This is a genomic window from Gemmatimonas sp., from assembly GCF_027531815.1.
Lineage (GTDB): Bacteria > Gemmatimonadota > Gemmatimonadetes > Gemmatimonadales > Gemmatimonadaceae > Gemmatimonas.
Genome location: NZ_JAPZSK010000002.1, coordinates 350,022 through 373,218, shown reverse-complemented (window position 1 = coordinate 373,218; position 23,197 = coordinate 350,022). Strand labels below are relative to the sequence as shown.

The following is a 23,197-nucleotide window of genomic DNA, read 5'->3' as shown; positions in this document are numbered from 1 at the left end:
CATGAACATTCTGGTGCTCAACGTCGGCTCGGCGACCGTCAAGTTCCAGGTGGTGGCCACCGATGCGGAGCGCATTGCGAGCGACGGTGACACCAAGCTGTTGCGCGGCCAGATCGAACGCATCGGCGGCGAATCGGTCATCACCGTGCGCCACGCCGACGGTACGACGCGTCGGCTGACGGCAGCGCTACGGGACATGCGGGGCGCGGTGGACTGGCTGGTTGGCCATGTCACCTCGCCAGAGAGCGGTAGCGGCCTCTCGGCCCGGGCCGACATTCACGCCGTGGGGCATCGCGTGGTGCACGGCGGCGAACAATTCCGCAGCAGCGTGCTCATCGACGCGGCCGTCCTGCAGGGCATCGAAGACAATGTGGAGCTGGCGCCGCTGCACAACCCGCACAACCTGCGCGGCATCGAAGCCACCCGCCAGGCGCTCGGCGCTGGCGTGCCACAGGTCGCGGTGTTCGACACCGCGTTTCACCACACGCTCCCCGAGCACGCGTACCTGTACGCCATACCCTATCCCCTGTACCGGCGACACAAGATTCGCCGCTACGGCTTCCACGGTACGTCCCACCGATCCATCGCCTACCGCTATCGCAAGATCACGGGACGCGCGCGCAGCGATGTGCGCATCATTACGCTGCATCTTGGCAATGGCTGTTCGGCCTGCGCCATTCAGGGCGGCGTGTCGATCGATACCAGCATGGGCTTCACGCCGCTCGAGGGGCTCGTGATGGGAACGCGATCGGGAGACCTCGACGCGGCGTTGCTGGACTACATTGCCGCCAAGGAAGGACTCTCGCTCTCCCAGGTGGAGGCGATGCTCAACAGCCAGTCGGGGCTGCTGGGCATTTCCGGTCTCACCAATGACATGCGCGACCTGCTGGCGGAAGCCAACGAGTTGCAGGATCGCCGCGCTCGACTGGCCATCGAGATCTTCTGTTATCGGGCGCGCAAATACATCGGGGCCTATCTCGCGGCACTTGGCGGCGCCGATGCGGTCGTGTTTGCCGGCGGCATTGGCGAGAACAGCGCCGAGATTCGCGCGCGCATCTGCGCCGGTCTCGAATGGGCGGGGCTGCACGTCGACGCGCAAACCAATGGTGCGCTGGTGGGAGGGAAGGAAGGCCGCTTCTCGGTGGAGGGTTCGACGCTGGAGGCATGGGTGGTGCCAACCGACGAAGAACTGCTGATTGCGCGGGATACGTTTCGGGTCGTAAGTGGAGGGACGTAGGTGGGGGCCCGCGGCAACCCGACTTGATTTCGCGCTCCCGTTTGCCGATACTGCAGGTGTACGCGGCGATTTTCCCGATTTGACGGGCCGCGCACTCAGCACCAGTGGTGCTGACCTTCCGTCTAAGTCGCGGTCCTGACGGCCCTCGACGATGCAAATCGGCGAGGGCCGTCAGCGTTTCCGGCACTCTCGTGGGGAAATCGCCGCGCACACGACAACAGAAGACCGCACCATTCCGGTGCCGTGGTGATTTGCCGCCGATTGCCGCCACGCTAAACAAGGAGCTAAACAGCGAGTGCGCCCGGCGGCCCTCCGTCCGGGCGCGTCGTGTTCTCTGGCGGCACTACTCCCTGGGAGAGTGCCTACGATGTCCGATGCTTCCGTTACCCGCCCGCTTGCCGCCGACACCATTGCGCTGCACGCCGGCCAGGAAACCGATCTCTTCGGCCTGAAGGCCTTCGGCAACATCTACACCCGTATAATGAACCCCACGACCGATGTGTTCGAGAAGCGCATTGCCGCACTCGAAGGTGGGGTGGCCGCCGTTGGCGTGGCGAGTGGCCAGGCGGCGCAAACGCTGGCCATTCTCAACCTCGCCGAAGCCGGCGACAACATCGTGGCCTCGCAGTCGCTGTACGGCGGCGCCGTCTCGCTCTTCGCCAACACCCTGCCCCGCCTGGGCATCCGCACCCGCTTCGTCAACATCCACGATCTCAAGGCGGTCGCGGCAGCCATCGATGAGCAGACGCGCGCCCTGTACGTGGAGACGGTGGGCAACCCGGCACTCGATGTGCCCGATCTCGAAGCGCTCGCCAGGCTGGCGCACGAGTTCAACCTGCCGCTCGTGGTGGACAACACCTTTGCGCCCGTGCTGGTGAAGCCGCTTGCACATGGGGCCGACATCGTGCTGCACAGCGCCACCACGTGGATTGGCGGCCACGGCACGAGCATCGGCGGCGTCATCGTCGACGGCGGTCGTTTCGACTGGGGCGGCACGGCACGCTTCCGCAAGTTCTACAGCGATCCCGAGCCGGCGTATCACGGCCTGCGTTTCGCCGAGGCGTTCGGCAATGTGGGTGGCGCCAACATCGCCTACGCCATCCGCCTTCGGGTGCTGCTGCTGCGCGACATCGGGGCGGCGCTCTCGCCGTTCAACTCCTTCCTCTTTCTTCAGGGATTGGAGACGCTCCCGCTGCGCATCCGGCAGCACAGCGCGAACGCGCTCACGGTGGCGCAGTTCCTCGAATCGCATCCGGCTGTCTCGTGGGTGCGCTACCCCGGACTCCCCTCACATCCCACGCACGCCAACGCGGCGCGCCAACTCAGTGGGGGCTTTGGCGGCGTACTCACCTTTGGCGTGCGCGGAGGCGAAGCCGGTGCGCGGCGCTTCATCAAGGGCACCACGCTGTTCTCCCTGCTGGCCAATGTGGGTGACGCCAAGAGCCTCGTGATCCATCCGTGGACCACCACACACGAGCAGCTCTCCGAGTCGGGGCGTCAGGCGGCGGGCGTCACGGCCGATCTCGTGCGACTCTCCATCGGGCTCGAGGACGCCGACGATCTCATTGCCGATCTCGATCGGGCGCTCGCCGCGGCCATCGCCACCGACAGCGTACGCACGGCCACTGCCGGCCCGCAGCACGCGGAGAGCGCGGCGTGACGGCTCGAAGTTCGGCACACACACCGCAGGTGGTGGACGACAGCATCGAATGGCAGGACATCGCGCTCGATGGTGGGGACATCGTGCCCCACGTGCGCGTGCGGTACCAGCTGGAGGGCACGATCAATGCCGCGCGCGACAACGTGGTGCTGGTCGTGCACGCGCTCACCGGTACCGTGCAGGCCAGCACGTGGTGGAAGGGGGTCATTGGCGAAGGTGCAGCCATCGACCCCACGAAACACGCGGTCCTCTGCGCCAACCTGCTCGGCGGTTGCGACGGGACAACGGGGCCACGCCTCGACGCCCCTGATGCGCTGCCGCCCATCACGACGCGTGATCAGGCGGCGCTGCTGGCCCGCCTGCTCGACGCACTCGACGTGCAAGCCCCGCTGCTGGTGTGCGGCGGGTCGCTGGGCGGGATGGTCACGTTGGAATTTGCCGCCAGCTTCCCGCATCGCGTGCGCAGCGCGGTGTGCCTGGCGGCGCCGGCGGTACAGACGGCCCAGGGGCTGGCATGGAATGCGCTCATGCGCCGCGCCCTGGAGCTGGGAGGTGCACGCGAGGGGCTGGCGCTGGCCCGCATGATCGGCATGCTCAGCTATCGAACACCCGAAGCACTCGAACGCCGGTTCGGGCGCACGAAGGATGAGCGGGGCGCATTCCAGGTCAACGCGTGGCTTGAGGCGCACGGTGACCGCCTGGTGGAGCGCTTCGATGCCGCCAGCTACAGCGCGCTGCTCGACGCCATGGACGCGCACGATGTGGGGCGTGGACGGGGCGGGGTGGCGGCGGCGCTGGCTCCGGTGGCCGATCGTCTCATTGGCGTGGGCATTCCGGGCGATCAGCTGTATCCCGACCATGCCGTGCGTGAATGGGCAGACGCGTGCGCCGCGCGCTACCTCGACCTGCCGTCGGTCCACGGACACGACGCGTTCCTGCTCGAGGTGGAGCGCGTGGCGCGCATCATTCATGGCGCGCTCACCGGTGCCCGCGCGCGCGCCCACGACCTGGCGTGGGGAGCGCAGCCGTGAGCCGTGCCCTGTCTGCTCCCCTGCGCATCGCCCTTGCCGGATGCGGGCATGTCGGCAGCAGCTTGCTCGACCTGCTCACCCAGCGACGGCTGGCGGCAGCACCCGGGCCCAACGTGGAGGTGCAGCGCGTGCTGGTGCGCAATGCCGCCCTCGCGCGCCCAGCGCTGGAACGCGCGGTACACGCCGGCCTCGCTCGCACCACGGCACTCACCGCCGATGTCACCGCGCTGCTCGACGACGACATCGACGTATTGGTGGAACTCATTGGCGGGACCAGCACGGCGCGCACGCTGGTGGAAACGGCACTCGCACGCGGCGTGCGGGTGGTGACCGCCAACAAGGCGCTGCTTGGCGAACGGGGGGCCGCGTTGCAGGCGCTCGCTGCGGCCGGCAACACCCGGCTCGATTTCGAAGGCGCCGTGTGTGGGGCCGTCCCCGTCGTGCGCTGTGTGCGTGCGGGGGCTGCCGGTGTGGGCATTACCCGGGTCAGCGGCATCCTCAACGGCACCAGCAACTACGTGCTCGAACGGGTGGCCCACGGCGAGTCGCTGGCCATGGCTGTTGCCGCCGCTCAGCAGTTGGGGTACGCCGAGGCCGATCCCACGCGCGATCTCAACGGGCAGGATGCCGAGGACAAGCTGCGCATTCTGGCGTGGCTCGCCTTCGGTGTTCCCCCCGACGCGCTGTCGGTCACGCGCCGTGGCCTGGATGCGGAGTCGGCGGCGTGGGCCGGGCGGGTGGCCGCCGAAGGGGACCGGGTCAAGCTGCTGGCGACCGTGGCCCGCGAAGAAGGGGCGCTGGTGGCGCGCATTCTCCCCACGCGTGTCCATGCCGCGGATCCGTGGGCGCAGGTCACCGGGCCGCGCAATCGCATCGTCGTGGAAAGCGATTCGGCGGGATCGCTGGTATTCGAGGGGGCCGGCGCCGGCGGGTTGGCCACAGCGGGGGCCGTATTGTCGGATCTCCTGGCCGGCGCTGGCGGGTAAAGGACAGCTGGCCGGTCGTGAGGCCAGCCGCGTGGTGCACGCGATTGGCCCGCGACGGCGTCAGCGTCCGAGGCCGCGCGCCCGCAGCAGGGTGCGCACCGAATCCACCGGCAGCGGACGCACCGTACCGGCGCGGCTCGACACCGGCGTGGCCATGAGCAGGGCATTGTACAGCGCCTCCTCGGTGGCCTCGGTGACGGCCTGGAAGAGCGCCGACATGGCGTCGTTCCCCAGCTCGTCGTTGGTGGACAGCGCCGCATCCGGATGGCGGCGTACGCGCGGGCTGGTGGAAAAGGCCAGCACATAGTCGCCCGAGCCGTTGGATGCACTCGATCCGGTCCGCGCGAGGCCCATGATGGCGCGCGCCCCGAGTCGCTCGAGATTGCGCGCCAGCAGCGGCGCATCAGTGGCGATCACGATCATGCACGACCCGTCGCCCCGTTCCGCCTGAGCGTCGCCCGGCCCGCCCGCGCCACCCGGGCGCGTGGGGGCCACGTCGCGCTGAAAGGCATACCGCCCAAGCAGTGGCCCAATGGGCACCCCCGCCATTTGCAGCACGCCGCCGTAGTTCCCCTGCACCAGCACCCCCACGGTGTGCCCGCCCAGTGAGGCCGGCAACACCCGCGAGGCGGTGCCGATCCCGCCCTTCCAGCCGAACATCACGGTGCCGTGCCCGGCACCCACGCTCCCTTCCGCAACGGCGCCCGTGTTCGCCGACTCCAACGCCTGCACGACGGCACGGCCAATCCCGCCCCGCCAGCGGGTGGCGTTGAGCTGCCCGTCGTTGGTCTCGCCCACGATGGGGTTGATGGAGCGAACGGACGCATTCTCCGGCTTCTGCAGCATCCATTGGGCGAGAGCATCGCCTGCGGGCCAGATGCACAGTGTGCAGGTGAGCAGGATGGGGGTCTCGACTTCGCCAAGTTCCCGCAGCTGCGTGACGCCCAGCAGCTTGCCGAAGCCATTGCCCACGTGGAGTGCCGCCGGTACCCGCTCCCGATAGAGGTCGCCGCCATGGGGCACGATGGCCGTGACCCCCGTGCGCAGCGAATCCCCTTCGGACACCGTGGCGTGCCCCACGCGCACGCCGGCGACATCGGTGATGGCGTTGAAGGGCCCGGGAGCGAAGATCCCCGGCGCCAGGCCCACGGTACGGGCCCGCACCTGAGCCGAGAGCATGGCCGGGGCCAACAGGCCGACGAGCAGAAGGGAGCGCATTAAGTTGAAAGATGCCCTTCCGTCCCCTCTACGGCCACCACGCCGTTCGCGCCCGGCTGCGTGCCGCCGCAAGCGATGGCCGGCTCCCGGCCAGCCTCCTGTTTCAGGGGCTGCGTGGTGTGGGCAAGCAGCGGCTGGCGCTCTGGCTGGGGCAATACCTGCTGTGCGAACGCGCCACGGCCGAGCGGCTCCCCGACCCGTGTGGCGCCTGCCAGCACTGCCGGTATGCCGAACGCGGCGTGCACCCCGACCTGCACTGGTTCTTTCCGCGCCCCCGTTTCAAGGACAAGGATCCTGACGTCGAGGACGTGAAGGCCGACCTGGGCGAAGCCATCGCCGAACGGCTGGCCGCCGACGGGCTCTACGCACCGCCGCCTGGCACGGAAGGGTTGTATGTCGCCGTCATGCGCGCCCTCATCCGCATGGCCGCCAACCGGCCGGCGATGGCCAAGGGGGTCGTGTTCGTGGTGGGGGATGCCGAACGCATGGTCACGCAGGAAGGCGCCGACCAATCGGCCAACGCCTTTCTCAAGCTGCTCGAGGAACCGCCGCCGGGGGTCACGCTCATCTTGACCACCAGTGAACCGGGCGCGCTGCTCCCTACCATCAAGTCACGCGTGGTGTCGGTGCGCGTCCCCACGTTGCCGCGCGCCGACATGGAGGCGTTCCTGGCCGATCCGGCCGTGGCGCGCCAGCTGTCCCGCGCGCCACACGAGGAGCTGCTGGCGCGCGCCGGGGGAGCGCCGGGGGTGCTCTTCGCCGGCGATGGGACCGCCGCCGCCTTTGCCAACGCGCGCGTCCTGCTGGAGGCCGCCCTCGCTCCGCGTACGCCCGACGGAACGGTCGTGCGCATCAAGGCCGCGGCGAAGCAGGGCGTGGCCGGTGCGCGCGGCAGCTACAGTGACACGCTCGATGCCCTCACGCATGTGCTGCACGCACGTGTCCAGCAGCTCGTGAAAGCAGGCCACGAGAGCGATGCGCGACGCACGGCGGGCGTGATGACGCTCGTGGAAGCAACCAAAACGAAGGTGCAACACAACGTGAGCCCCAACCTGCTGACCGCCTCGCTGCTGCAGGCGATGCACCGCGCGCTCGTACCCTGAACGCCTCCATGACCCACTCCAACGACGCGCCGTCTCCCTCCCCTGCCGACCCCAATCCGGAGGTCGCACGCGAGTTTTCGCACGTGGACCGGGCAGGAAATTTTCAGATGGTGGACGTGGGCGACAAGCCGATTTCCGTACGGTCGGCGCTCGCCAGCGGGTCCATCACGATGCAGCCGGAAACATTCAACCTCATACGGGACAATGGGTTGAAAAAAGGCGACGTTATCCCCGTGGCACGGGTGGCCGGAATTCAGGCAGCCAAACGCACGGCTGAGCTCGTCCCCCTCTGCCACCCGCTGCCGTTGTCGGGGGTGGAGGTTCGGATTAACCTCGATGCATCGCTACCTGGCTGCCAGGTGGAGGGTTTTGTCAGAACCACCGCCCAGACTGGGGTGGAGATGGAAGCGTTGACCGCCGTGTCCGTGGCGTTGCTCACGATCTACGACATGGCCAAGGCGGTCGACCGGACGATGGTGATTTCCAACATCGTGCTGCGCGAAAAGCGCGGCGGCACGAAGGGGGATTTCACCGGGAGTCCGTGAATGACCCGATGAGAGAGAGAGCCCATGCACGATTTTCTTGATACAGTGGTAACCGCGCCACAGCAGGACGCGCTGGCACGGCGCGAACGCCTCATGCGGCGACGCGCGCAGGGCAGGATCCGTCAGGCCATCGTGGCCTCGGCCGTGGTGTTCATCGGTGCCCTGCTGCTCAAGCGTCAGGGGGCGCCAGCCGATACGGCGTCGACGCGGTCCACCGGCGCTCCGGCCACGGCATCCGTATCGGTACCCGCTTCGGCACCGGGCAGCCCGTCGCTGCTGCGCCCGGCCCCGCTGGCGGCCCAGCCCCTCTGGCGGCGCCCGGGCGAGATCCTCAAGCGCGAAAAGACCGCCGGGGCACCAGCCTTGGTCTTTGGCACCGACCTGCGTCTCACGGAGCGGCACGAGTCGCTCAATCGCTGGCACCACATTTACAACTACAGCGCGAAGTACCGCATCAAGCCCGATCTTTCGCGCCGCATTTACGACGCCGCCATAGCCGCGGGCATCGAGCCGGAGCTTGGCTTCCGCCTGGTGCGGGTGGAGAGCGTCTTCGACCCCAAGGCGGAAAGCCCGGCGGGCGCGCTGGGACTCACCCAGCTCATGCCCTCAACGGCGCGCGTGTTCGAACCCAACGTGACCCGCGAGCAGCTGCTCACCGCCGACGTGAACCTGCGCATCGGCTTCCGCTACCTGCGCGGCCTCATTCGCGAGTACAAGGGCGACCTCAAGCTGGCCCTGCTGGTGTACAATCGCGGTCCGGTCGCCGTGGGACGCGCCCTTGCCATGGGCAAAAGCCCCGCGAACGGCTACGAAACAATTGTGACAAAAGGTTATCGCGGCCGCGGCACGTTGGACTAGCCAACTACTTGTTTTTCTTGGACTTGGATGAGGCGGCCTGCTTTGTACCGGAGGCCGCCTTCTTCTTTGCCGCCTTGGCTTTTCCCCCAGACTTCTTCACAGTGGATTTTTGTGATGTCGCCTTGGTCGCTGTCACTTTCCTGCGCGAAGACCCCGCCGTTGTGGATTTCCGCACCTGCAACGTCTGTCCCGCCAGAATGCGCGAACCACGGAGGCCATTCATGGCCTTGAGCTGCGATTCCCGCAGCCCGTAGCGCCGGGCAATCCCCCCCAGCGTCTCCCCGCGACGCACCACGTGCACGCCACGCGCCGAGAGCCCGCGCGTTCCGGTGCTGCCACCGTACTTCTCGAGCGACGGGTCGGGGATGTCCCGGGCATCGGCCAGCACCTGCTCCTGCGGCACCCGCAGCGTCTGCCCCGCCACGAGCCGCCCCTTGCGCGCGGTCCGCCACGACGGGTTGAACCAGCGCAGCTGCTTGAGCGACACGCCGTGGCGGCTCGCGAACGCCGCGGGTGTCATGGCGTCGGTGACCTTCGCGGTGCGATAGCCGCGCAACACACCGTCTGGCAGGCTGTCCAGCATGACCCGCAACGCCTCGCCACGGCCGGCGGGAACACGCAGCCACACCTCCGCGTCCGGCGGGGTAATGCCGCGCAGCAGCGCCGGATTGAGTTCCCGCAGCACGCCGTTGGCCACCCCGCCATGGAGCGAGACCGCGGCCAGGCTGGTGCCCGCGGCGGCGCGCACCGAGTCGTAGGCGTAGGCCGGCAACGAATCGATGCGCAGCCCGTACCGCGACGGCATCTTCGCGACCAGAGCGGCCGCAATGAGCTGTGGCACGTAGTTCTTGGTCTCGGCGCGCAGGTAGTCCTGCTCGGCCAGCGCAAAGAACCGATCCTCGCCCTCCGCCCCCTCGAGCTCCTCGGCAAATCGGGTCAACCCGCGGGACACCCGCCCCGGGCCGCCATTGTAGGCGGCCGCGGCGAGGTACAGCGAGCCGAATTGCTTCTGCAGCACGCCAAGGAAACGGATTGCCCCATCGGTGGAGCGCGCCGGGTCGCGGCGCTCGTCCATCCACCAGTCCACCCGCATGCCCACGTCGCGCGCGGTGCTGCTCATGAACTGCCACATCCCCACCGCCGCGGCCCGCGAGTACGCGTGCGGGTCATACCCGCTTTCGATGAGAGCGAGGTAGGTGAGGTCCTCCGGCATGCCGCTCGCGCGCAGCTTGGAGCGGATCATGGGCTCGTAGCGGGTCCCCCGGGAAAGCCGCGACGCGAAGCGTTCCTTGGCCTTGCTGCTGAACAGCTCCACGTAATGCTCCACCCGGTCGTGCGTTTCGTAGGCCCGCACGTCGATGTCCCACACAGGCCCCTCGCCAACTGCGTCGGCGTCCGCCACCGCCACCGCCGTGGAATCGCCGAACACGGCGATGGCCGCCCGGACCACATCGTCTGGCGTCGCCGGGTCCGTCGCCACGGTGCGCGCCGGGGGCTGGGGCTCCGGTACAGCCGTCGTCACCGCCACCGCGTGCGGGGCGGCCGGGATGGGCTGGGGGAGCGGCGGGTTCGATGGACGGTAACCGCGACATGCCGGCAGGAGCACCAGCAGCACGAACGACAGCGCGCGCACGAGCCGCGTGCGCCACGCCGCGGGGAACCGTCCTGCCGGGAGGGTGAGGGCAGGATGCACGCGAGGGAAGCTATGTGGAGGGACCATGATCGGCGAGGCCGACGACGTGCCCACGAACGCCAACGACCGGCGGGCGCGATCGGTCGGCCGGCACTTCAGGCGGCTGCCGTGGGCCGTTCGCTCGCCTGCCAGCAGGGTATTCGTCCGCACGCACGCGCCGCGTCAGCCCGCTTCCACGATCCCGGTTTCGAGCGCGAAGCGCGTGAGCCCCGCCACCGAGTGAATCTGCAGCTTGCGCATGAGGCTCTCGCGATGGGCCTCGACCGTGCGCCGACTGATGCCCAGTTCGGCAGCAATGGCCTTGTTGGTCAGGCCGCGCGCCACGCCGCCCAGTACATCGCGCTCGCGAGGGGTGAGCAGCTCGAGCTGCAGCGCCGGGCTGTTCTCCGGCACCGCCTCCGCCGCCGCCAGACGGCGCACCACAGCAGGGCTGAAGAAGGTCCCCCCGGCGTGCACCGCGCGAATGGCTGCCCGTAACTCCTCGCCGGCCGAGTCCTTGAGCAGGTAGCCGTGCGTGCCAATGCGCATCCCTTCGCGTACGTACTCCCCCTGATCGTGCATGCTGAGCAGCAGCACCTTCGCCGCCGGGAGCAGTTCGCGGACGCGCGCGGCGGCCTTGAGTCCGGTTTCCTCGGGCATGGTGATGTCGAGCACCACCACATCGGGCCGGTATTCGAGCGCGAGTTCCACGGCCACGCGTCCGTTGGAGGCTTCAGCGACCACCTCGATGAGCGGGTCGGCGTCGAGCACATAGCGCAGCCCCTCGCGTACGAGCGCGTGGTCGTCGGCAATGAGCACGCGAATGCGCGCGGGCGTGGGGGTCGTCATGTCAGCTGCTCCGGATGGCGGCGGTCGACAGGGGCACGCTGATCAGCACCTCCGCCCCCGGCGCGCGATTGGCAATGTGCAGTTTGCCACCGGCGGCGAGCAGGCGTTCGCGCATGCCGGTGAGCCCCATGCGGTGGTCGGTGTCACGCAGGCGCCCGCCGCGCAACGTGGGAAACCCCCGGCCATTGTCGGTCACGGTGAGCGTGAGGCGTTCGGCCTCCACCTGCACGGCCACCTCCACCAGGGTGGCATCGGCGTGGCGTACCACGTTCGACAGCGACTCCTGCAGCCCGCGGAAGAGCGCGAGGTCGGCGTCACCCGAGAGCACCGGCAGGGTGGCTGGCGCCGAGAAGGTGGCGCGCACGCCGCTGCGCTCGGTGAAGTCGGTGACGAGGGAGTGAAGCGCCGGCCGCAGCCCCAGATCGTCGAGGAGCGTGGGACGCAGGTCGCTCGTGACCTGCCGGATGCTGGCGATACCCGTGTCGACGAGGGCGAGCAGTCGGTCGAGCCGTGGCGCCGCCTCGTTGGTCAGCGCCCCGCGCAGCGCCTCGAGCTGCATCTTCACCGCCGAGAACACTTGGGCGGTTTCGTCGTGCAGTTCGCGCGACAGGCGTCGCCGCTCTTCCTCGTGCTGGCGCAGCATGCGCGCCGAGAGCTGCTCGAGCGCGCGCGTGCGAGCGGCCAGCTGCCGGTCGAGTGACCACTGATCGAGCGCGGCGCCCACCTGCTGCCCCAGCGCGAGCAGAAAGTCGTCATCGAGTGCCGTGAACGGGTTGCGAATGTCACCAGCCATGATGAGGGCACCCACCAGATGCGCGCCGGCGCCAACGGGCAGCACCGCCACGAACGGCTGTTCCCCCGCGGCGGCCACCACCTGCGGGCGCCGCGAGACGCGCATGCGGGTGAGGGCGTCGCGCACATCGGGCTGCAGGTCGCTCCCCACCCAGCTCTCGCAGACACCGGCGCCACGCAGCACGCGCCCGTAGAGCGTGGTGGCACCGGCGGCGATGGCTGGCGGGCGCGGCTCGCGCGCGGCCTCGAGCACGCGGTCGAGGGCGTCCACGGGCGGTTCGTCCTCACCGTCTGCCTCGCCGCGCGCGGCATCGGGTGCCGCGGGATCGAAGATGTACATTGCGGTGCCGCGCACTCCGGGCAACGCGAGGGGGCGCGACAGCAGCACGTCGAGCGGCTGCGTGTCGCTGGTGCGCCGCTGCAGGTCGCCCGAGAGCGCCGACAGTGCCTGCACCCCGCGGCCGAGATCGTCGAGCACGAGAAGCACCAGCCCCGCGGCGACCAGCAGCTCGAAGCTGATGTCGAGGTAGTACCCCCAGGGCGTCCACGCGCCCTGTGCGCGCAGAAAGGGGTAGTCGAGGTGGTGCAGCCCCCAGAGCGCGAAGGAGATGGCGAGCAGCTTCGCGCCCATGGAGCCCGTGATGCGATGGTGGCGCCAGAACACCCATCCGGTCCACGCCGTGGCCCCGCTCAGGAAGAGCACCGCCGGCAGCGCCGCCCACAGGAAGTGGTCGAGCACATAGATGGCGATGTACGACCAGAGCAGCGGGAAAAGCGCCAGCAGCAGATACACGGGTCGTGGGCGCGGCTGGCGCAGGAACACCAGCGCCGCCCACAGCAGGGCCAGCGCCGTCCAGCCGGTGGTGACCTGGTGCCAGTAGAGCCACACCCGCTGGCCCGACAGGAGGAAGCTGAGGATGCACAGCAGCCGCGCCACGTACACACCCCAGGCCACCGCGAACCATCCGAACCACGGGCGACGGTAGCGGGCGTACAGATGCACACAGAGGACGGCCACCCCGGTGGTGATGGCGCCCTGCAGCAGCGTGGCCGCCAGCTCGGTCGCCACGAGAGGCGGCGCATCCACAGGCACATCCACCTGTCGCAGCGCCATCACGGCCGACAGGCCAACCGGCAACACCGTCAGCCGTCCACCGGCGGCGTCCCCTGCCCCGGCTGCGTGACGTGGTACACCGTGCGCGACGGGAAGGCAAAGTGCGCACCGCCTTCCCCGATGATGCGCATGAACTGCAGCAGCATATCGTGGCGAATCTGGAGGAACTCGTTCCACTCGGTCGTCTGGAACCAGCTCACGACATTGAGGCGCACGGCCGAATCGGTGAACGCCACGACGTGCACGCGCACCGTATCGGGCCAGATCTTCGGGTGCGCCCGCAGTGCCGCCTCGAGCGCATCGCGAATGCGTTGGATCTGTGCGGGAGCGGTGTCGTAGGTGAGGTCGATGTCGGTGCGCAGCAGAATGCGATCGCGTTCGCCGAACGTTTCGATGCGTTCGTCGGCAAGGCGACCGTTGGGCACCCGCACGACGGTGCGGTCGATGGTGCGGAAGCTCGTGCTGCGCAGGCCAATGCGCTGCACCTCGCCTTCGGTGGTGCCGGCGCGCACCCAGTCGCCCACGCGAAAGGCCTTGTCGGCCGCGAGGCTCACGCTGCCGAAGAGATGCTCCACCGTTTTCTGCGCCGCGAGCGCCACGGCAATACCGCCAATGCCGAGGCCGGCGAGCAGCGTGCCCACGGGATAGCCGAACTGCGCCAGGGCCACCAGCAGGGCGATGATCGCCAGCGTGACGCGCAGGAAGTTGCCGAGCAGCGGCACCAGCGTGCGTGCCTGGGCGCCCTGTCCCGTTTCCCACGCCGCATTCTGCAGGCGGGTTTGCGCAATGCGAATGAAGCGCAGCAGCGCCCAGAAGAGCGCGATGAGCGCGCCCCCGCGCGTGAGCGCCGACACGAAGGTGCTCACGCGCGGATTGAGTTCGAGCAGCGCAAAGACCGGCCCGCCCGCAAGCGCCGCCGCCCACAGGCGGAAGGGGCCGCGCAGGTTCTCGAGCAGGACGTCGTCCCAATCGGTTACGGTGCGCCGCGCGATGCGCCCCAGCAGGTTGCGCAGCAGGGCGCCGAGTCCCCACGCGACCAGCGCCAGCACCGGGATGGCCAGACCGAGCCCGAGCCACTGCCACCAGTACACGTGGAAGGGCCCCTCACGCATGAGCGTGGCGGGCAGCCGTTCGCGTACCCAGGGGTTGCCCAGGGCATCGAACCATCCGTCCACGTGATTCACCGTGGCCTGCGAAAACACCCACCGCACCGGCGGCCCCACGACCCGTACGAGACGCAGGGATTCCTCACGCCCGGTGGCCCCCAGCAGATCCGCCACCTTGTCGCCGGTGAGATCCCCGTCGAGCGTATCGCCGGAGACGAGCGGCGACAGCGTGTTCGCATCCAACGCCAGCCGCTGGTCGATGACCGTCTTGAGCCGACGCGCCAGCACGGGGGCGCGTTCCCGCTGCGCCGCAGGCACGGCCAGAAACTCGGCGGCCCCGTTCCAATCCTCGGCGTTGGCGTGGCGGAGAAACTCCTGCAGCGCCGCTCGCGGTGACGCGGGCGATACGGCGGTGGGCGCGCTGTCCTGTGGGGGCCGGCTGCCAAACCCGAGCTGAGCAGCGGCGGGGCTGGCGACGAACACCACGAGCAGGAGGGCGCGCCGGAGAGATCGCATGCGGAGCATGCTCAATGATAACGGGACACTCTCGACACCGGTTGACCGGCTGCGCCTGATGAATGATTCTTCGGTGTGTGCCGATACGGCAGTCTGTGCCGGGGCACCGGTCGACCGGGTAGCTCAGTCGGTAGAGCAGCGGACTTTTAATCCGTAGGTCGTGGGTTCGATCCCCACCCCGGTCATGGTCCAACGCAAATGGAGCGCGCCGGGTCTCCCGACGCGCTCCATTTGTTTTCTGCGGCAGCCGCTTCGACGCCGGTGCACAACGCCGCGATGCCCCGGCGGCGTTAGCGGCTCGCCGTCATCGCGGCCACGGTGGCGGCACCGGCACCGGCCGGCGTCTCCACCACGAACGTCACGCGGCGGTTGAGCTCGGCCCCTTCGTCGGCCGCGCGGGCGCCCGGCCGCACGAGGCGCGTCTTGCCGTAGCCCACCGTGCGCAGCTGCGCGCCGTCGAGCCCCTTGGTCACGAGAAAGTCACGCACCGCGTCGGCGCGCTCGCGCGAGAGACGCAGATTGTACTCCTGGCTGCCGGCGGGATCGGCGAAGCCTTCGATGGTGATCGTCGCGCCCTTGTAGTGCGCGTTGGCCACCTGGGCGAACTTCGCGAGCGCCGCCTGATCCTGCTGGCGCACCGCCGCATCGTCGAATCCGAAGTGCACCGGCATGGCGAACTGGACCTGGTCTTCCATGGCCGTGATGCGCGCCCCGAAGTCGTTGCGCAGCGTGCCCAGATCGTTGCGCAGCGCATTCAGGTCGGAACGCAGCCCGTTCACATCGGTGCGCAGCGCGGCGTCGCCCGCCTCACGGGCCTGACGCTCGCTGTCCATCGCCGCGGCCTGCGCCACGCGCTGCGCTTCAATTCCCTTGCGCACGAAACCCTTGGTCGCGCACGCGCTGAGCGTCGTGGCCGCAAGCGCCATCATGGCGGCATACCGGATCTTTCGCATATAACACTTCCTCACGTTCCTGATGGTGATGACCGACTCGTCTGGCGGGTTCGGCGCACCGAAGCGCGAACCACAGCACGAACATCACCGTGACGGAAGTGCCAGCGCCGTGACGGTCATCACCCCGGCGCACCGCGGTGTAATCTGGCGCACCAAAACCGCGTGACCGGCCCGGTAGCCCGTACGTTTCTCAGGCGTGGCGTGACGCGACCGACCGCCTCAGCCGGCGTTCTTGGCCAACCACTCCCCACCGTCGACCACGAAGATGGCGCCGGTAATCCAGTCGCCGGCGGGAGACGCGAGAAAGGCCACCATGTTGGCGATATCCCGCGGCGTCCCCCATCGCCCCAGCGGAATGCTGGTCTGCGCATACGCCGCCATCTTCTCCTCTGCCGCGGCGAACAGGTCGGGCACGCCGCTGTCGGCGGGGGGCGTGAACGCCTTGCGTACGCCTTCGGTGGGAATGGGGCCCGGGGCAATGGCGTTCACGCGGATGCGCTGCGGCGCCCATTCCACCGCCAGGGTGCGCGTGAGCGCGTCCACCCCCGCCTTGGCGGCCGTGGCGTGCGCCATGAGCGGCCAGCCGCGGTAGTGCAACGTCATGCTCGTACTCACAATGCGCCCCCCGCCCTGTCGCGCCATGATGGGGTACACCGCCTGCGCGCAGTAGAACGTGCCGTAGAGATCGATCTCCACGACCGCCTTCCACGCGTTCGGCGACAACGTGGCACTCGGCGCGTAGAAGTTGCCCGCGGCATTGTTCACCAGCAGGTCGATGCGGCCGTGCTCGGCGGCGACCTCATCCACCACTGCCCGCACACGCTCCGGGTCGCGCACGTCGAGCTGCACCACGCTGGCGCGATGTCCGCGCCCGGTGATCTCCGCCAGCGCCGTCTCCAGATGCTGGGGCTTGCGGCTGGCGATCACCACGTGCGCGCCAAGCTCGGCCAGCAGTGACGAAATGCCAAGACCGATGCCCGTGCCGCCGCCGGTCACAAGGGCTACCTGTCCGGCCAGCAGACCGGGCGCGAAGACGGCAGGGGTGGGTTCAGCGGCGGGGTGAGACACCGGGCAACTCCTCGCGAGGCTCTGGCTCGCGCACTGGGGTGGAGGAGACAACGTCGTCGGAGAAGTCGAGACTCCCCTGCACCTCCTCGCAGAAGCTGCGGCGATGATGCGGCGTGAGCCCGTGCACGGCGATGGCACCGCGATGCACGTCCGTACCGTACCCGCTGTTGCGCTCCCACGCAAAGTGCGGATGACGCCGGGCCAGCGCCGTCATGAGGCGGTCGCGGGTGACCTTGGCCATGATGCTGGCGCAGGCAATGGCGTAGCATTTCGCATCGCCCTTCACCACGGCGGTGTGTTGCACGCCGAGGGTGCGGAGCGGCTTGCCATCCACCAGCACGTGATGCGGCGCCTGCCCCAGGCGAGCCGGCACCCGGTCGAGCGCACGGCGCATGGCCAGCACCGTGGCGTGGTAGATGTTGAGGCGATCCACCTCGCGCGCACTCGCCGCCCCAATGGCGATGACCAGCGCCTGGTCGCGGATACGCGCGGCGAGCGTCACGCGCGTGGCACGGTCGAGCTGCTTGGAGTCGTTGACCCCGGGAATGGCCCGCCGGTCCGGGGGCATGACCACGGCACAAGCGACAACGGGGCCCGCAAGCGGGCCCCGTCCAACTTCATCGACTCCGGCGAGCAAGGGACCAAACTGCTCGCGCAGCGTCCGCTCGATGGGGCTCCAGCGAGCCACCGCCGTGCCGCCCCCGCGCCAGTTACTTGGCCGTCGGGCGAACGACCTTGCGCTCCTTGATGCGGGCGGCCTTGCCCGTCACGTTGCGCAGGTAGTACAGCTTGGCGCGACGCACGGCGCCACGACGCACCACCGTGATGCTTTCCAGCATGGGGCTGTGCACCGGGAAGATGCGCTCCACACCCACGCCGTTCGACACCTTCCGCACGGTGAACGTCTCGCTCACGCCGGCACCACGACGGGCAATGCACACCCCTTCGAAAGCCTGGATGCGTTCCTTGTCGCCTTCCTTCACGCGCACGTTCACGCGCACCGTGTCACCGGCGCGGAACGGGGCGACGTCCTTCATCCACTCTTTCTGGGTTTCGATAAACGGATGCATGGCATGCTCCCGGGCCCACAGAGGCGGCCCGAATTCGGGGTGCTACGGATACCGTTGTCCACCGCGCTCCGAACGGTGCGCGAACCAGACCACCGGTGCGAGAGGCCAGGACGTGGACTCGGAAGCGAAGTCTTCCGGCCGAATCGACGTGGCATCGCCAACCCGGTGCTCCGTGACGGAGGTACCGGGCGACTGCTGCGGCTTCCCGGGAATCCGGGATAGCTTTGGAACATAGCTGCACCCGGCCGGCGGTGGTAGGGGCACACGCTGCGCCGCCGCAGCCCCCACCCGCGGCCGCCCGCCCGTTAGAATCCCGCCATGGCTCCCCTGATGTATCCCATTACTCGGAAAACGGACCAGGTCGACGACTACCACGGAACGCTGGTCGCCGACCCGTACCGCTGGCTCGAAGACGACCGTTCGGACGAAACCGCCCGCTGGGTGGCCGCCCAGAACGACGTCACCTTCGGCTACCTCGATCGCATCCCATGGCGCGAGGCGCTCCGGCAGCGTCTGACGGCGCTGGTCGACTATCCGCGCACCTCGGCGCCCGAGCAGCGAGGGCCCTGGCTGCTCTTTGCGCGCAACGACGGGCTCCAGAATCAGCCCGTCTACTACGTGCAGCGGGGTGAGACCGGGGAGGCCGAGGTGCTGCTCGACCCCAATGCCCTGTCTCCCGACGGCACCACGCGCGTGGCCGGCCTCACCTTCGACCGGCACGCGCGCTACATCGCCTACATGGTGAGCCATGCCGGTTCCGACTGGCAGCAGATTCGCGTCATCGATGTCGAAACGCGGCAGGTGCTCCCCGATACCGTGGACTGGGTGAAGGTGTCGGCCATTGCGTGGCACGGGGATGGATTCTTCTACAGCCGGTATCCCGAACCGGGCGCGGACGAGGGGGCCTTCTCCGCGAAGAACGACGACCATCAGGTGTTCTACCACGCCCTTGGCACGCCGCAGGAACACGATCGTCTGGTGTACCACGATCCCGAAAACCTGCAGCGCTTTCACGTGCTGGGCACCACCGAGGACGAGCGCTTCGCGGTGCTCTCCGTGAGCGACCGGGGCAAGGGAAAGGACGGCAACGCGCTGCTGGTGAAGGATCTCCGCGATCCGCACGGCGAGTTCATGCCGGTGTGGACGGCGTTCGATGACCAGTTCACCGTGCTCGAGAACGACGGCGACGCCCTGCTCATCCTCACCAATCACGACGCGCCGAACCAGCGGGTCGTGCGCGTGGACCCGCGCAACCCGGCGCCCGCCGCGTGGACCACGGTCATCGCCGAGCGTGCCGAGCCGCTGGAAGCCGTGGGGACGGCGGGGGGCCGCCTGTTTGCGCAGTACCTGCACGATGTGACCTCGCGCGTGCACGTGGTTGGGTACGACGGGGTGTTCGAGCGCGACGTGACCCTGCCTGGGCTGGGTACGGTCATGGGCTTTGGCGGCGAACGGGACGCCACCCAGCTGTTCTACACGTTCACCTCGTTCACGGCACCCGCCACCGTTTATCGCTACGACCTGGGCACCGGCACCAGCACGCTGTATCGCGGTGTGGAGCTGCCCTTCGACCCGACGGCGTTCGAAACGACGCAGGTGTTCGTGACCAGCCGCGATGGCACGCGCGTGCCGGCGTTCATTGTGGCGAAGAAGGGGCTCACGCTCGACGGCAACAATCCCACGCTGCTGTACGGCTACGGCGGGTTCAACGTGTCGCTGCCACCGGCGTTCAGCGCGCTGCGGGTGGCGTTCCTCGAGCAAGGGGGCGTATACGTGCAAGCCAACCTGCGCGGCGGCGGCGAATACGGCGAGGCGTGGCATCAGGCCGGCATGAAGGAGCACAAGCAGAACGTCTTCGACGACTTCATTGCCGTGGCCGAGTGGCTCATCGCCGCGGGGTACACCCGGAGCGAGCGCCTGGCCGTGCAGGGGGGCTCGAATGGCGGCCTGCTGGTGGGCGCCATCATGACGCAGCGCCCGGAGCTGGCGCGGGTGGCGCTCCCCGCCGTGGGAGTGATGGACATGCTGCGGTTCCACACCTTCACCATCGGCTGGAACTGGATCGCCGATTACGGATCGAGTGAAGATCCGGAGGCGTTCCGCTACCTGTACGCGTACTCGCCGCTGCACAATCTGCGCGATGGCGTGTCGTACCCGGCCACGCTCATCACCACAGCCGACCACGATGATCGCGTGGTGCCGGCGCACTCGTTCAAGTTCGCGGCGCGACTGCAGGAGGCGCACGCGGGAGAGACGCCAGTCCTCATCCGCATCGAAACGCAGTCCGGCCACGGCAGCTCCTCGCTGACCAAGCAGATCGAGGAGGTGGCGGATGTGTACAGCTTCGTCTTCCTGAACATGGGCGTGGAACCCGTGTTCTCATGAAGGCGGCAGGGCGCCGCTCCGTGTGGCGCCCACTCCTGGCGATCACCGTGGTGCTGGCAGCCGGTGGCGGCGCACTGGGCGTCATGCTCCAGCGCGGGGCCCCCACGCGAGTGCTCACGCGTCCCGGCATTGGCAGCGCCCCCACCAGTACCCAGGGCGGCGAGCGCACGTTCGTCACGCGCGACAGCATCAACCTGTCCGCACGGCAATTGGTGATGCGCTCGCGCGGCAGCGTGGTCATCGTGCACGGGCTGGGTGAAGCGGACTCCCTCTTTGCCCGCTGGAACGAGGCGCTGGCCGCATCCACGCAGATGAACGTCATTGGCCTGTCGCTGCGCGGCAACGGTCGCTCGCGCGGCACCGAAGCACGTGACGATCCGCCGGAGGCCCACACCCTCGATCTCGCGGCGGCCGTGCAGGAGCTCAAGCGTCGCCAACCGAGCGGACCGGTGCTCTTCGCCGTCGCCTATGGCGGCGTGGGCATCGCAGCCCTCTACGAGCGCGTGCGCGTGGCCAGGCAGCTGCCGGCGGTTGACGGCATCATGGTGTTCGATGTCGCGCCCACCGCAAACGCCCGCGTGCCGAACGGAAGACCGGTCACGTTGTACCCGCGACGTCTGGCGTCACTCGACCTGCTGGCCGCCGCGGGCGTCACGTGGTTCGGCGCCCTCGAGGTGGCCACGCAGAGCGGCGATGGGCGCGAACTGGCCACCCGCTGGTCGCACGCCCGCTGGCATCTGGCCTCGCCGGCGCTCGCGCCGTTGCTCGCGGCTCAAGGCACCTCGCGCACGCCACTGCTGGTGCTGAGCACCACCGAACGTCCTGCCACGACCGCGGCAACGGCGCCAACCGCGGAGATGGAATGGGTCCGCCTGGCCAATAGCGCGGACCCCACCACGCCCATGGCGAGGGCCGCGGTGATGCGATGGAGCGCGGCCTACGCCGCCGATGCGTTCGAGCCCATTCCCCCGCGTCCCACGCAAACCCTCGACGTGCTCGGCCGGCGCTGACGCTCGCCGGCCACCCGGCCGGTGTCGACCCGGTCTACCGAACCGGGAATGGCCGGTGCGGCGGCAACTGCTCGGCAAAGCGCCACGGCGCCGCGCCATCGCGTGCGAGCGGCGTACCGGCCACCCGCGCACGGACCATGGCAATGGGCATGGGCCCGCCGCGATAGAGGGCATCGTGGAACTCGCGGTCCTTCATGCGCCCGCTCATGACGAGCTCCTTGTAGAGCGCGCGGAGCTGCAGCCCACCCAACATGTACGCGGCCTGATAGATGGGCGAGTACGAGCCATTGAAGCTGCGCCGCACTTCGGCCTCACTGTTGGCGCGCTCGAAGGGCACCTTGTCCACGAGGTACTCGATGCACTGTTCCGGCGTCATCTTGCCCAGGTGGAAGCTGAGCGAGAACACGATGCGCGCACTGCGGTGCATGCGCCACGCCAGCGCGCCCAACCGGTCTTCGGGGCGCACATGAAAGTCATGATCCCAGAGGAAGAACTCCCAGTAGAGCGCCATCCCCTCGTTCCAGAAGGGCGTGTTGAAGAGCCGACGGTGCGGGTTGTACCGCGCCGTCATGAACCCCTGGAGGTGATGGCCGGGGTTGAGTTCGTGAAAGACCGTGGCGCGCGAAAAGTGCGGATTGTTGCCGCGCATGCTCATCATCTTCTCTTCGTCGGTCATGTCGTTCGTGGGATACGACACGAGAATGTTCTCCCCGCCCAGGAAGAACGGACTCACCCGCTGCCGCTCGGGGGAGAGCATCTCCATGCGCCAGTCTTCACGGGCGAGCGCCGGAATGGTGACCCAGTCGTGCCGGCCGAAGAACGCCTCGGCTTCGTTGGCGAGATCGCGAATGAGATCGGGTTGCCGCCCCGGTTCCACATAGGCGTTCTTCACCTTCTCCATGGCCGCCTTCCAGTCGTCGCCGAAGCCCATCTGCCGGGCGGCTTTCTTCGCCTCGTTCTCGTTGAAGGCGTACTCGCGTTCGGCAATGGCGATGAGTTCGTCGGCGGTGTACGGCACCATGGCGTGCCGCAGATCCATGGCCAACCCGTCGGCCCCAATGGGGTCGCCAATGATGGGCTCATTGGCGGCGGCCGCATTGCGTGGTGGCGTCGGCGCCGCGCCAGCACCGCCGCCCGGAGCAGGCGCCGCAGCGGCCACGGCGGGTGCCGCGGTGGCGCCCTGAATGCCCACCACCCGCTGCCGGATGGTTTGCGCGTACCGTCGCATGGCCTCGTCGAGCTTCTGGTACGGGTTGGCGGCCCACCAGGTGAACATGGGGTCGTAGCCGCTGTAGAAGCGGTACCATTGCCCCACCGTGGCGCGAATCCGGTCGAGGCGCTCGGCCGCCCGGTTGCCGGCGGTGCGCGACACCCGGGGAGCGGCGGCTCGCGAGGCCCGCGCACTGTCACCCGAGGCGCGCGGCGGCGATGGCTCCAGCAACTGGCGCAGGCTGTCCACCTGCAGCGTGACCGTGGCGAGCGTGCGCGCCGCCTGCTGCCCGTTGATGGAGAGCAGGTCACGCCGGGCTTCGTGCAGGGCCAGCAGCGTGTCGGCGAAGGGCAGCAGTGGGGTGACTTCCGCCAGCTGACGCTCCTCGCGCGTCATGAGATCGAGCTGGTAGCGCAGGTGGTTGTCGAGCAGCACGTAATCCACCTTGCCCTCCTGCGACAACCGCTCGAAGTCGTGAGCGGCCAGCTGCTCCCGCCACGCCGTGAAGAAGGCCCGCAGGCGACGGCGCTGCACGGGCGAATCGTTGCCATCGTAGCGACGCTGCAGCGCCGCCTGATCGGCGGCAAAGCGCGTCACGACATCGGCGAGTTCACTCGTGGTGCTGCGCATGAGCTGCGAGACCACCGGCACGCTGGCCTTGGCGTCGGCCGGAAACTGCTGTCGCGTGGTGGGGGGAATGCCCGGTCCCTGCGCCGTGAGCACCGCAGGAAGCACGAGACCGCACGCGAAGAGAGCGGACGACAGCGGACGATTGGACACGAGGGGAGACTCCAATGGCGAGTGGCAGGGCGGT

General features: G+C 68.8%; 19 protein-coding genes, 1 tRNA gene and 1 riboswitch. Of the genes, 10 read left to right on the top strand and 10 right to left on the bottom strand.

What is annotated here, in order from left to right:
* Position 1 precedes the first annotated feature (1 nt).
* The 4 genes from O9271_RS02745 (at position 2) to O9271_RS02730 (ending at position 4,914) form a co-directional block, all read left to right on the top strand.
* Positions 2 to 1,237 carry an acetate kinase gene (locus O9271_RS02745; protein WP_298265984.1) on the top strand — a complete coding sequence of 412 codons (1,236 nt, stop codon included), beginning with the start codon at positions 2 to 4 and terminating at the stop codon, positions 1,235 to 1,237.
* A gap of 233 nt (positions 1,238 to 1,470) precedes the next feature.
* Positions 1,471 to 1,546, top strand: a riboswitch (SAM riboswitch).
* Between the two features lie 58 nt (positions 1,547 to 1,604).
* Positions 1,605 to 2,897: an O-acetylhomoserine aminocarboxypropyltransferase/cysteine synthase family protein gene (locus O9271_RS02740; protein WP_298265982.1), complete on the top strand. Its 1,293-nt coding sequence runs from the start codon at positions 1,605 to 1,607 to the stop codon at positions 2,895 to 2,897.
* Positions 2,894 to 3,928: an alpha/beta fold hydrolase gene (locus O9271_RS02735; RefSeq protein WP_298265980.1), complete on the top strand. Its 1,035-nt coding sequence runs from the start codon at positions 2,894 to 2,896 to the stop codon at positions 3,926 to 3,928. The genes O9271_RS02740 and O9271_RS02735 overlap by 4 nt, the downstream gene beginning before the upstream one ends.
* A complete protein-coding gene (locus O9271_RS02730) occupies positions 3,925 to 4,914 on the top strand; it encodes a homoserine dehydrogenase (RefSeq protein ID WP_298265978.1) in 990 nt (329 codons plus the stop codon). The genes O9271_RS02735 and O9271_RS02730 overlap by 4 nt, the downstream gene beginning before the upstream one ends.
* 60 nt (positions 4,915 to 4,974) lie before the next feature.
* Here the strand turns inward: O9271_RS02730 and O9271_RS02725 are convergent, their stop codons facing one another.
* The gene (locus tag O9271_RS02725) at positions 4,975 to 6,132 is read right to left on the bottom strand and encodes a P1 family peptidase (protein ID WP_298265976.1); all 1,158 of its coding nucleotides are present in this window, start codon (positions 6,130 to 6,132) and stop codon (positions 4,975 to 4,977) included.
* A gap of 11 nt (positions 6,133 to 6,143) precedes the next feature.
* On the opposite strand from O9271_RS02725, the gene O9271_RS02720 reads away from it, so the two are divergent.
* From O9271_RS02720 to O9271_RS02710, 3 genes are read left to right on the top strand one after another with little or no spacing between them, the layout of a single operon-like run.
* Positions 6,144 to 7,235 carry a hypothetical protein gene (locus O9271_RS02720; RefSeq protein WP_298265973.1) on the top strand — a complete coding sequence of 364 codons (1,092 nt, stop codon included), beginning with the start codon at positions 6,144 to 6,146 and terminating at the stop codon, positions 7,233 to 7,235.
* Positions 7,236 to 7,243: 8 nt separating this feature from the next.
* Positions 7,244 to 7,780 (top strand): cyclic pyranopterin monophosphate synthase MoaC, encoded by a 537-nt coding sequence (gene moaC, locus O9271_RS02715; protein WP_298265972.1) that lies wholly within the window; start codon positions 7,244 to 7,246, stop codon positions 7,778 to 7,780.
* Between the two features lie 24 nt (positions 7,781 to 7,804).
* A complete protein-coding gene (locus O9271_RS02710; RefSeq protein WP_298265970.1) occupies positions 7,805 to 8,638 on the top strand; it encodes a transglycosylase SLT domain-containing protein in 834 nt (277 codons plus the stop codon).
* 4 nt (positions 8,639 to 8,642) lie between these two features.
* Here the strand turns inward: O9271_RS02710 and O9271_RS02705 are convergent, their stop codons facing one another.
* The 4 genes from O9271_RS02705 to O9271_RS02690 all read right to left on the bottom strand — a co-directional run bounded on the left by O9271_RS02705 (position 8,643) and on the right by O9271_RS02690 (position 14,687).
* Positions 8,643 to 10,331 (bottom strand): lytic transglycosylase domain-containing protein, encoded by a 1,689-nt coding sequence (locus O9271_RS02705; RefSeq protein ID WP_298265968.1) that lies wholly within the window; start codon positions 10,329 to 10,331, stop codon positions 8,643 to 8,645.
* A gap of 162 nt (positions 10,332 to 10,493) precedes the next feature.
* Positions 10,494 to 11,159, bottom strand: coding sequence for a response regulator transcription factor (locus O9271_RS02700; RefSeq protein WP_298265966.1), 666 nt, complete (start codon positions 11,157 to 11,159; stop codon positions 10,494 to 10,496).
* A 1-nt stretch (position 11,160) separates the two neighbouring features.
* Complete coding sequence (locus tag O9271_RS02695; RefSeq protein WP_298265964.1) at positions 11,161 to 13,092, bottom strand: sensor histidine kinase; 1,932 nt, start codon at positions 13,090 to 13,092, stop codon at positions 11,161 to 11,163.
* Positions 13,093 to 13,094: 2 nt separating this feature from the next.
* Positions 13,095 to 14,687, bottom strand: coding sequence for a mechanosensitive ion channel family protein (locus tag O9271_RS02690; protein ID WP_298265962.1), 1,593 nt, complete (start codon positions 14,685 to 14,687; stop codon positions 13,095 to 13,097).
* Between the two features lie 112 nt (positions 14,688 to 14,799).
* Here O9271_RS02690 and O9271_RS02685 point away from each other — a divergent pair.
* Positions 14,800 to 14,872: transfer RNA gene (locus tag O9271_RS02685), tRNA-Lys, on the top strand.
* Between the two features lie 105 nt (positions 14,873 to 14,977).
* Here O9271_RS02685 and O9271_RS02680 read toward each other — a convergent pair.
* The 4 genes from O9271_RS02680 to rplS form a co-directional block, all read right to left on the bottom strand.
* Positions 14,978 to 15,640, bottom strand: a complete 663-nt coding sequence (locus tag O9271_RS02680; RefSeq protein ID WP_298265960.1) for an OmpA family protein — start codon at positions 15,638 to 15,640, stop codon at positions 14,978 to 14,980.
* A gap of 219 nt (positions 15,641 to 15,859) precedes the next feature.
* Positions 15,860 to 16,708, bottom strand: coding sequence for an SDR family oxidoreductase (locus tag O9271_RS02675; RefSeq protein ID WP_298265958.1), 849 nt, complete (start codon positions 16,706 to 16,708; stop codon positions 15,860 to 15,862).
* Positions 16,689 to 17,396 (bottom strand): ribonuclease HII, encoded by a 708-nt coding sequence (locus O9271_RS02670; protein ID WP_298265956.1) that lies wholly within the window; start codon positions 17,394 to 17,396, stop codon positions 16,689 to 16,691. Before O9271_RS02670 ends, O9271_RS02675 begins: the two co-directional genes overlap by 20 nt.
* A 22-nt stretch (positions 17,397 to 17,418) precedes the next feature.
* Positions 17,419 to 17,778 carry a 50S ribosomal protein L19 gene (gene rplS, locus O9271_RS02665; protein WP_298265954.1) on the bottom strand — a complete coding sequence of 120 codons (360 nt, stop codon included), beginning with the start codon at positions 17,776 to 17,778 and terminating at the stop codon, positions 17,419 to 17,421.
* A 318-nt stretch (positions 17,779 to 18,096) separates the two neighbouring features.
* Between rplS and O9271_RS02660 the strand changes: the two genes are divergently transcribed.
* On the top strand, positions 18,097 to 20,163 hold the full coding sequence (locus O9271_RS02660; protein ID WP_298265952.1) for a prolyl oligopeptidase family serine peptidase: 2,067 nt from the start codon (positions 18,097 to 18,099) through the stop codon (positions 20,161 to 20,163).
* Between the two features lie 20 nt (positions 20,164 to 20,183).
* Complete coding sequence (locus O9271_RS02655; protein WP_298265950.1) at positions 20,184 to 21,173, top strand: alpha/beta fold hydrolase; 990 nt, start codon at positions 20,184 to 20,186, stop codon at positions 21,171 to 21,173.
* Positions 21,174 to 21,207: 34 nt separating this feature from the next.
* Here the strand turns inward: O9271_RS02655 and O9271_RS02650 are convergent, their stop codons facing one another.
* On the bottom strand, positions 21,208 to 23,163 hold the full coding sequence (locus O9271_RS02650; protein WP_298265948.1) for a DUF885 family protein: 1,956 nt from the start codon (positions 23,161 to 23,163) through the stop codon (positions 21,208 to 21,210).
* Positions 23,164 to 23,197 lie beyond the last annotated feature (34 nt).

Coding starts and splice junctions, on each gene's coding strand:
- O9271_RS02745 (WP_298265984.1), top strand. CDS start 2: ATGAACATTCTGGTGCTCAACGTCGGCTCGGCGACCGTCAAGTTCCAG.
- O9271_RS02680 (WP_298265960.1), bottom strand. CDS start 15,640: ATGCGAAAGATCCGGTATGCCGCCATGATGGCGCTTGCGGCCACGACG.
- moaC (WP_298265972.1), top strand. CDS start 7,244: ATGACCCACTCCAACGACGCGCCGTCTCCCTCCCCTGCCGACCCCAAT.
- O9271_RS02690 (WP_298265962.1), bottom strand. CDS start 14,687: ATGCGATCTCTCCGGCGCGCCCTCCTGCTCGTGGTGTTCGTCGCCAGC.
- O9271_RS02720 (WP_298265973.1), top strand. CDS start 6,144: ATGCCCTTCCGTCCCCTCTACGGCCACCACGCCGTTCGCGCCCGGCTG.
- O9271_RS02725 (WP_298265976.1), bottom strand. CDS start 6,132: ATGCGCTCCCTTCTGCTCGTCGGCCTGTTGGCCCCGGCCATGCTCTCG.
- O9271_RS02700 (WP_298265966.1), bottom strand. CDS start 11,159: ATGACGACCCCCACGCCCGCGCGCATTCGCGTGCTCATTGCCGACGAC.
- O9271_RS02740 (WP_298265982.1), top strand. CDS start 1,605: ATGTCCGATGCTTCCGTTACCCGCCCGCTTGCCGCCGACACCATTGCG.
- rplS (WP_298265954.1), bottom strand. CDS start 17,778: ATGCATCCGTTTATCGAAACCCAGAAAGAGTGGATGAAGGACGTCGCC.
- O9271_RS02660 (WP_298265952.1), top strand. CDS start 18,097: ATGGCTCCCCTGATGTATCCCATTACTCGGAAAACGGACCAGGTCGAC.
- O9271_RS02710 (WP_298265970.1), top strand. CDS start 7,805: ATGCACGATTTTCTTGATACAGTGGTAACCGCGCCACAGCAGGACGCG.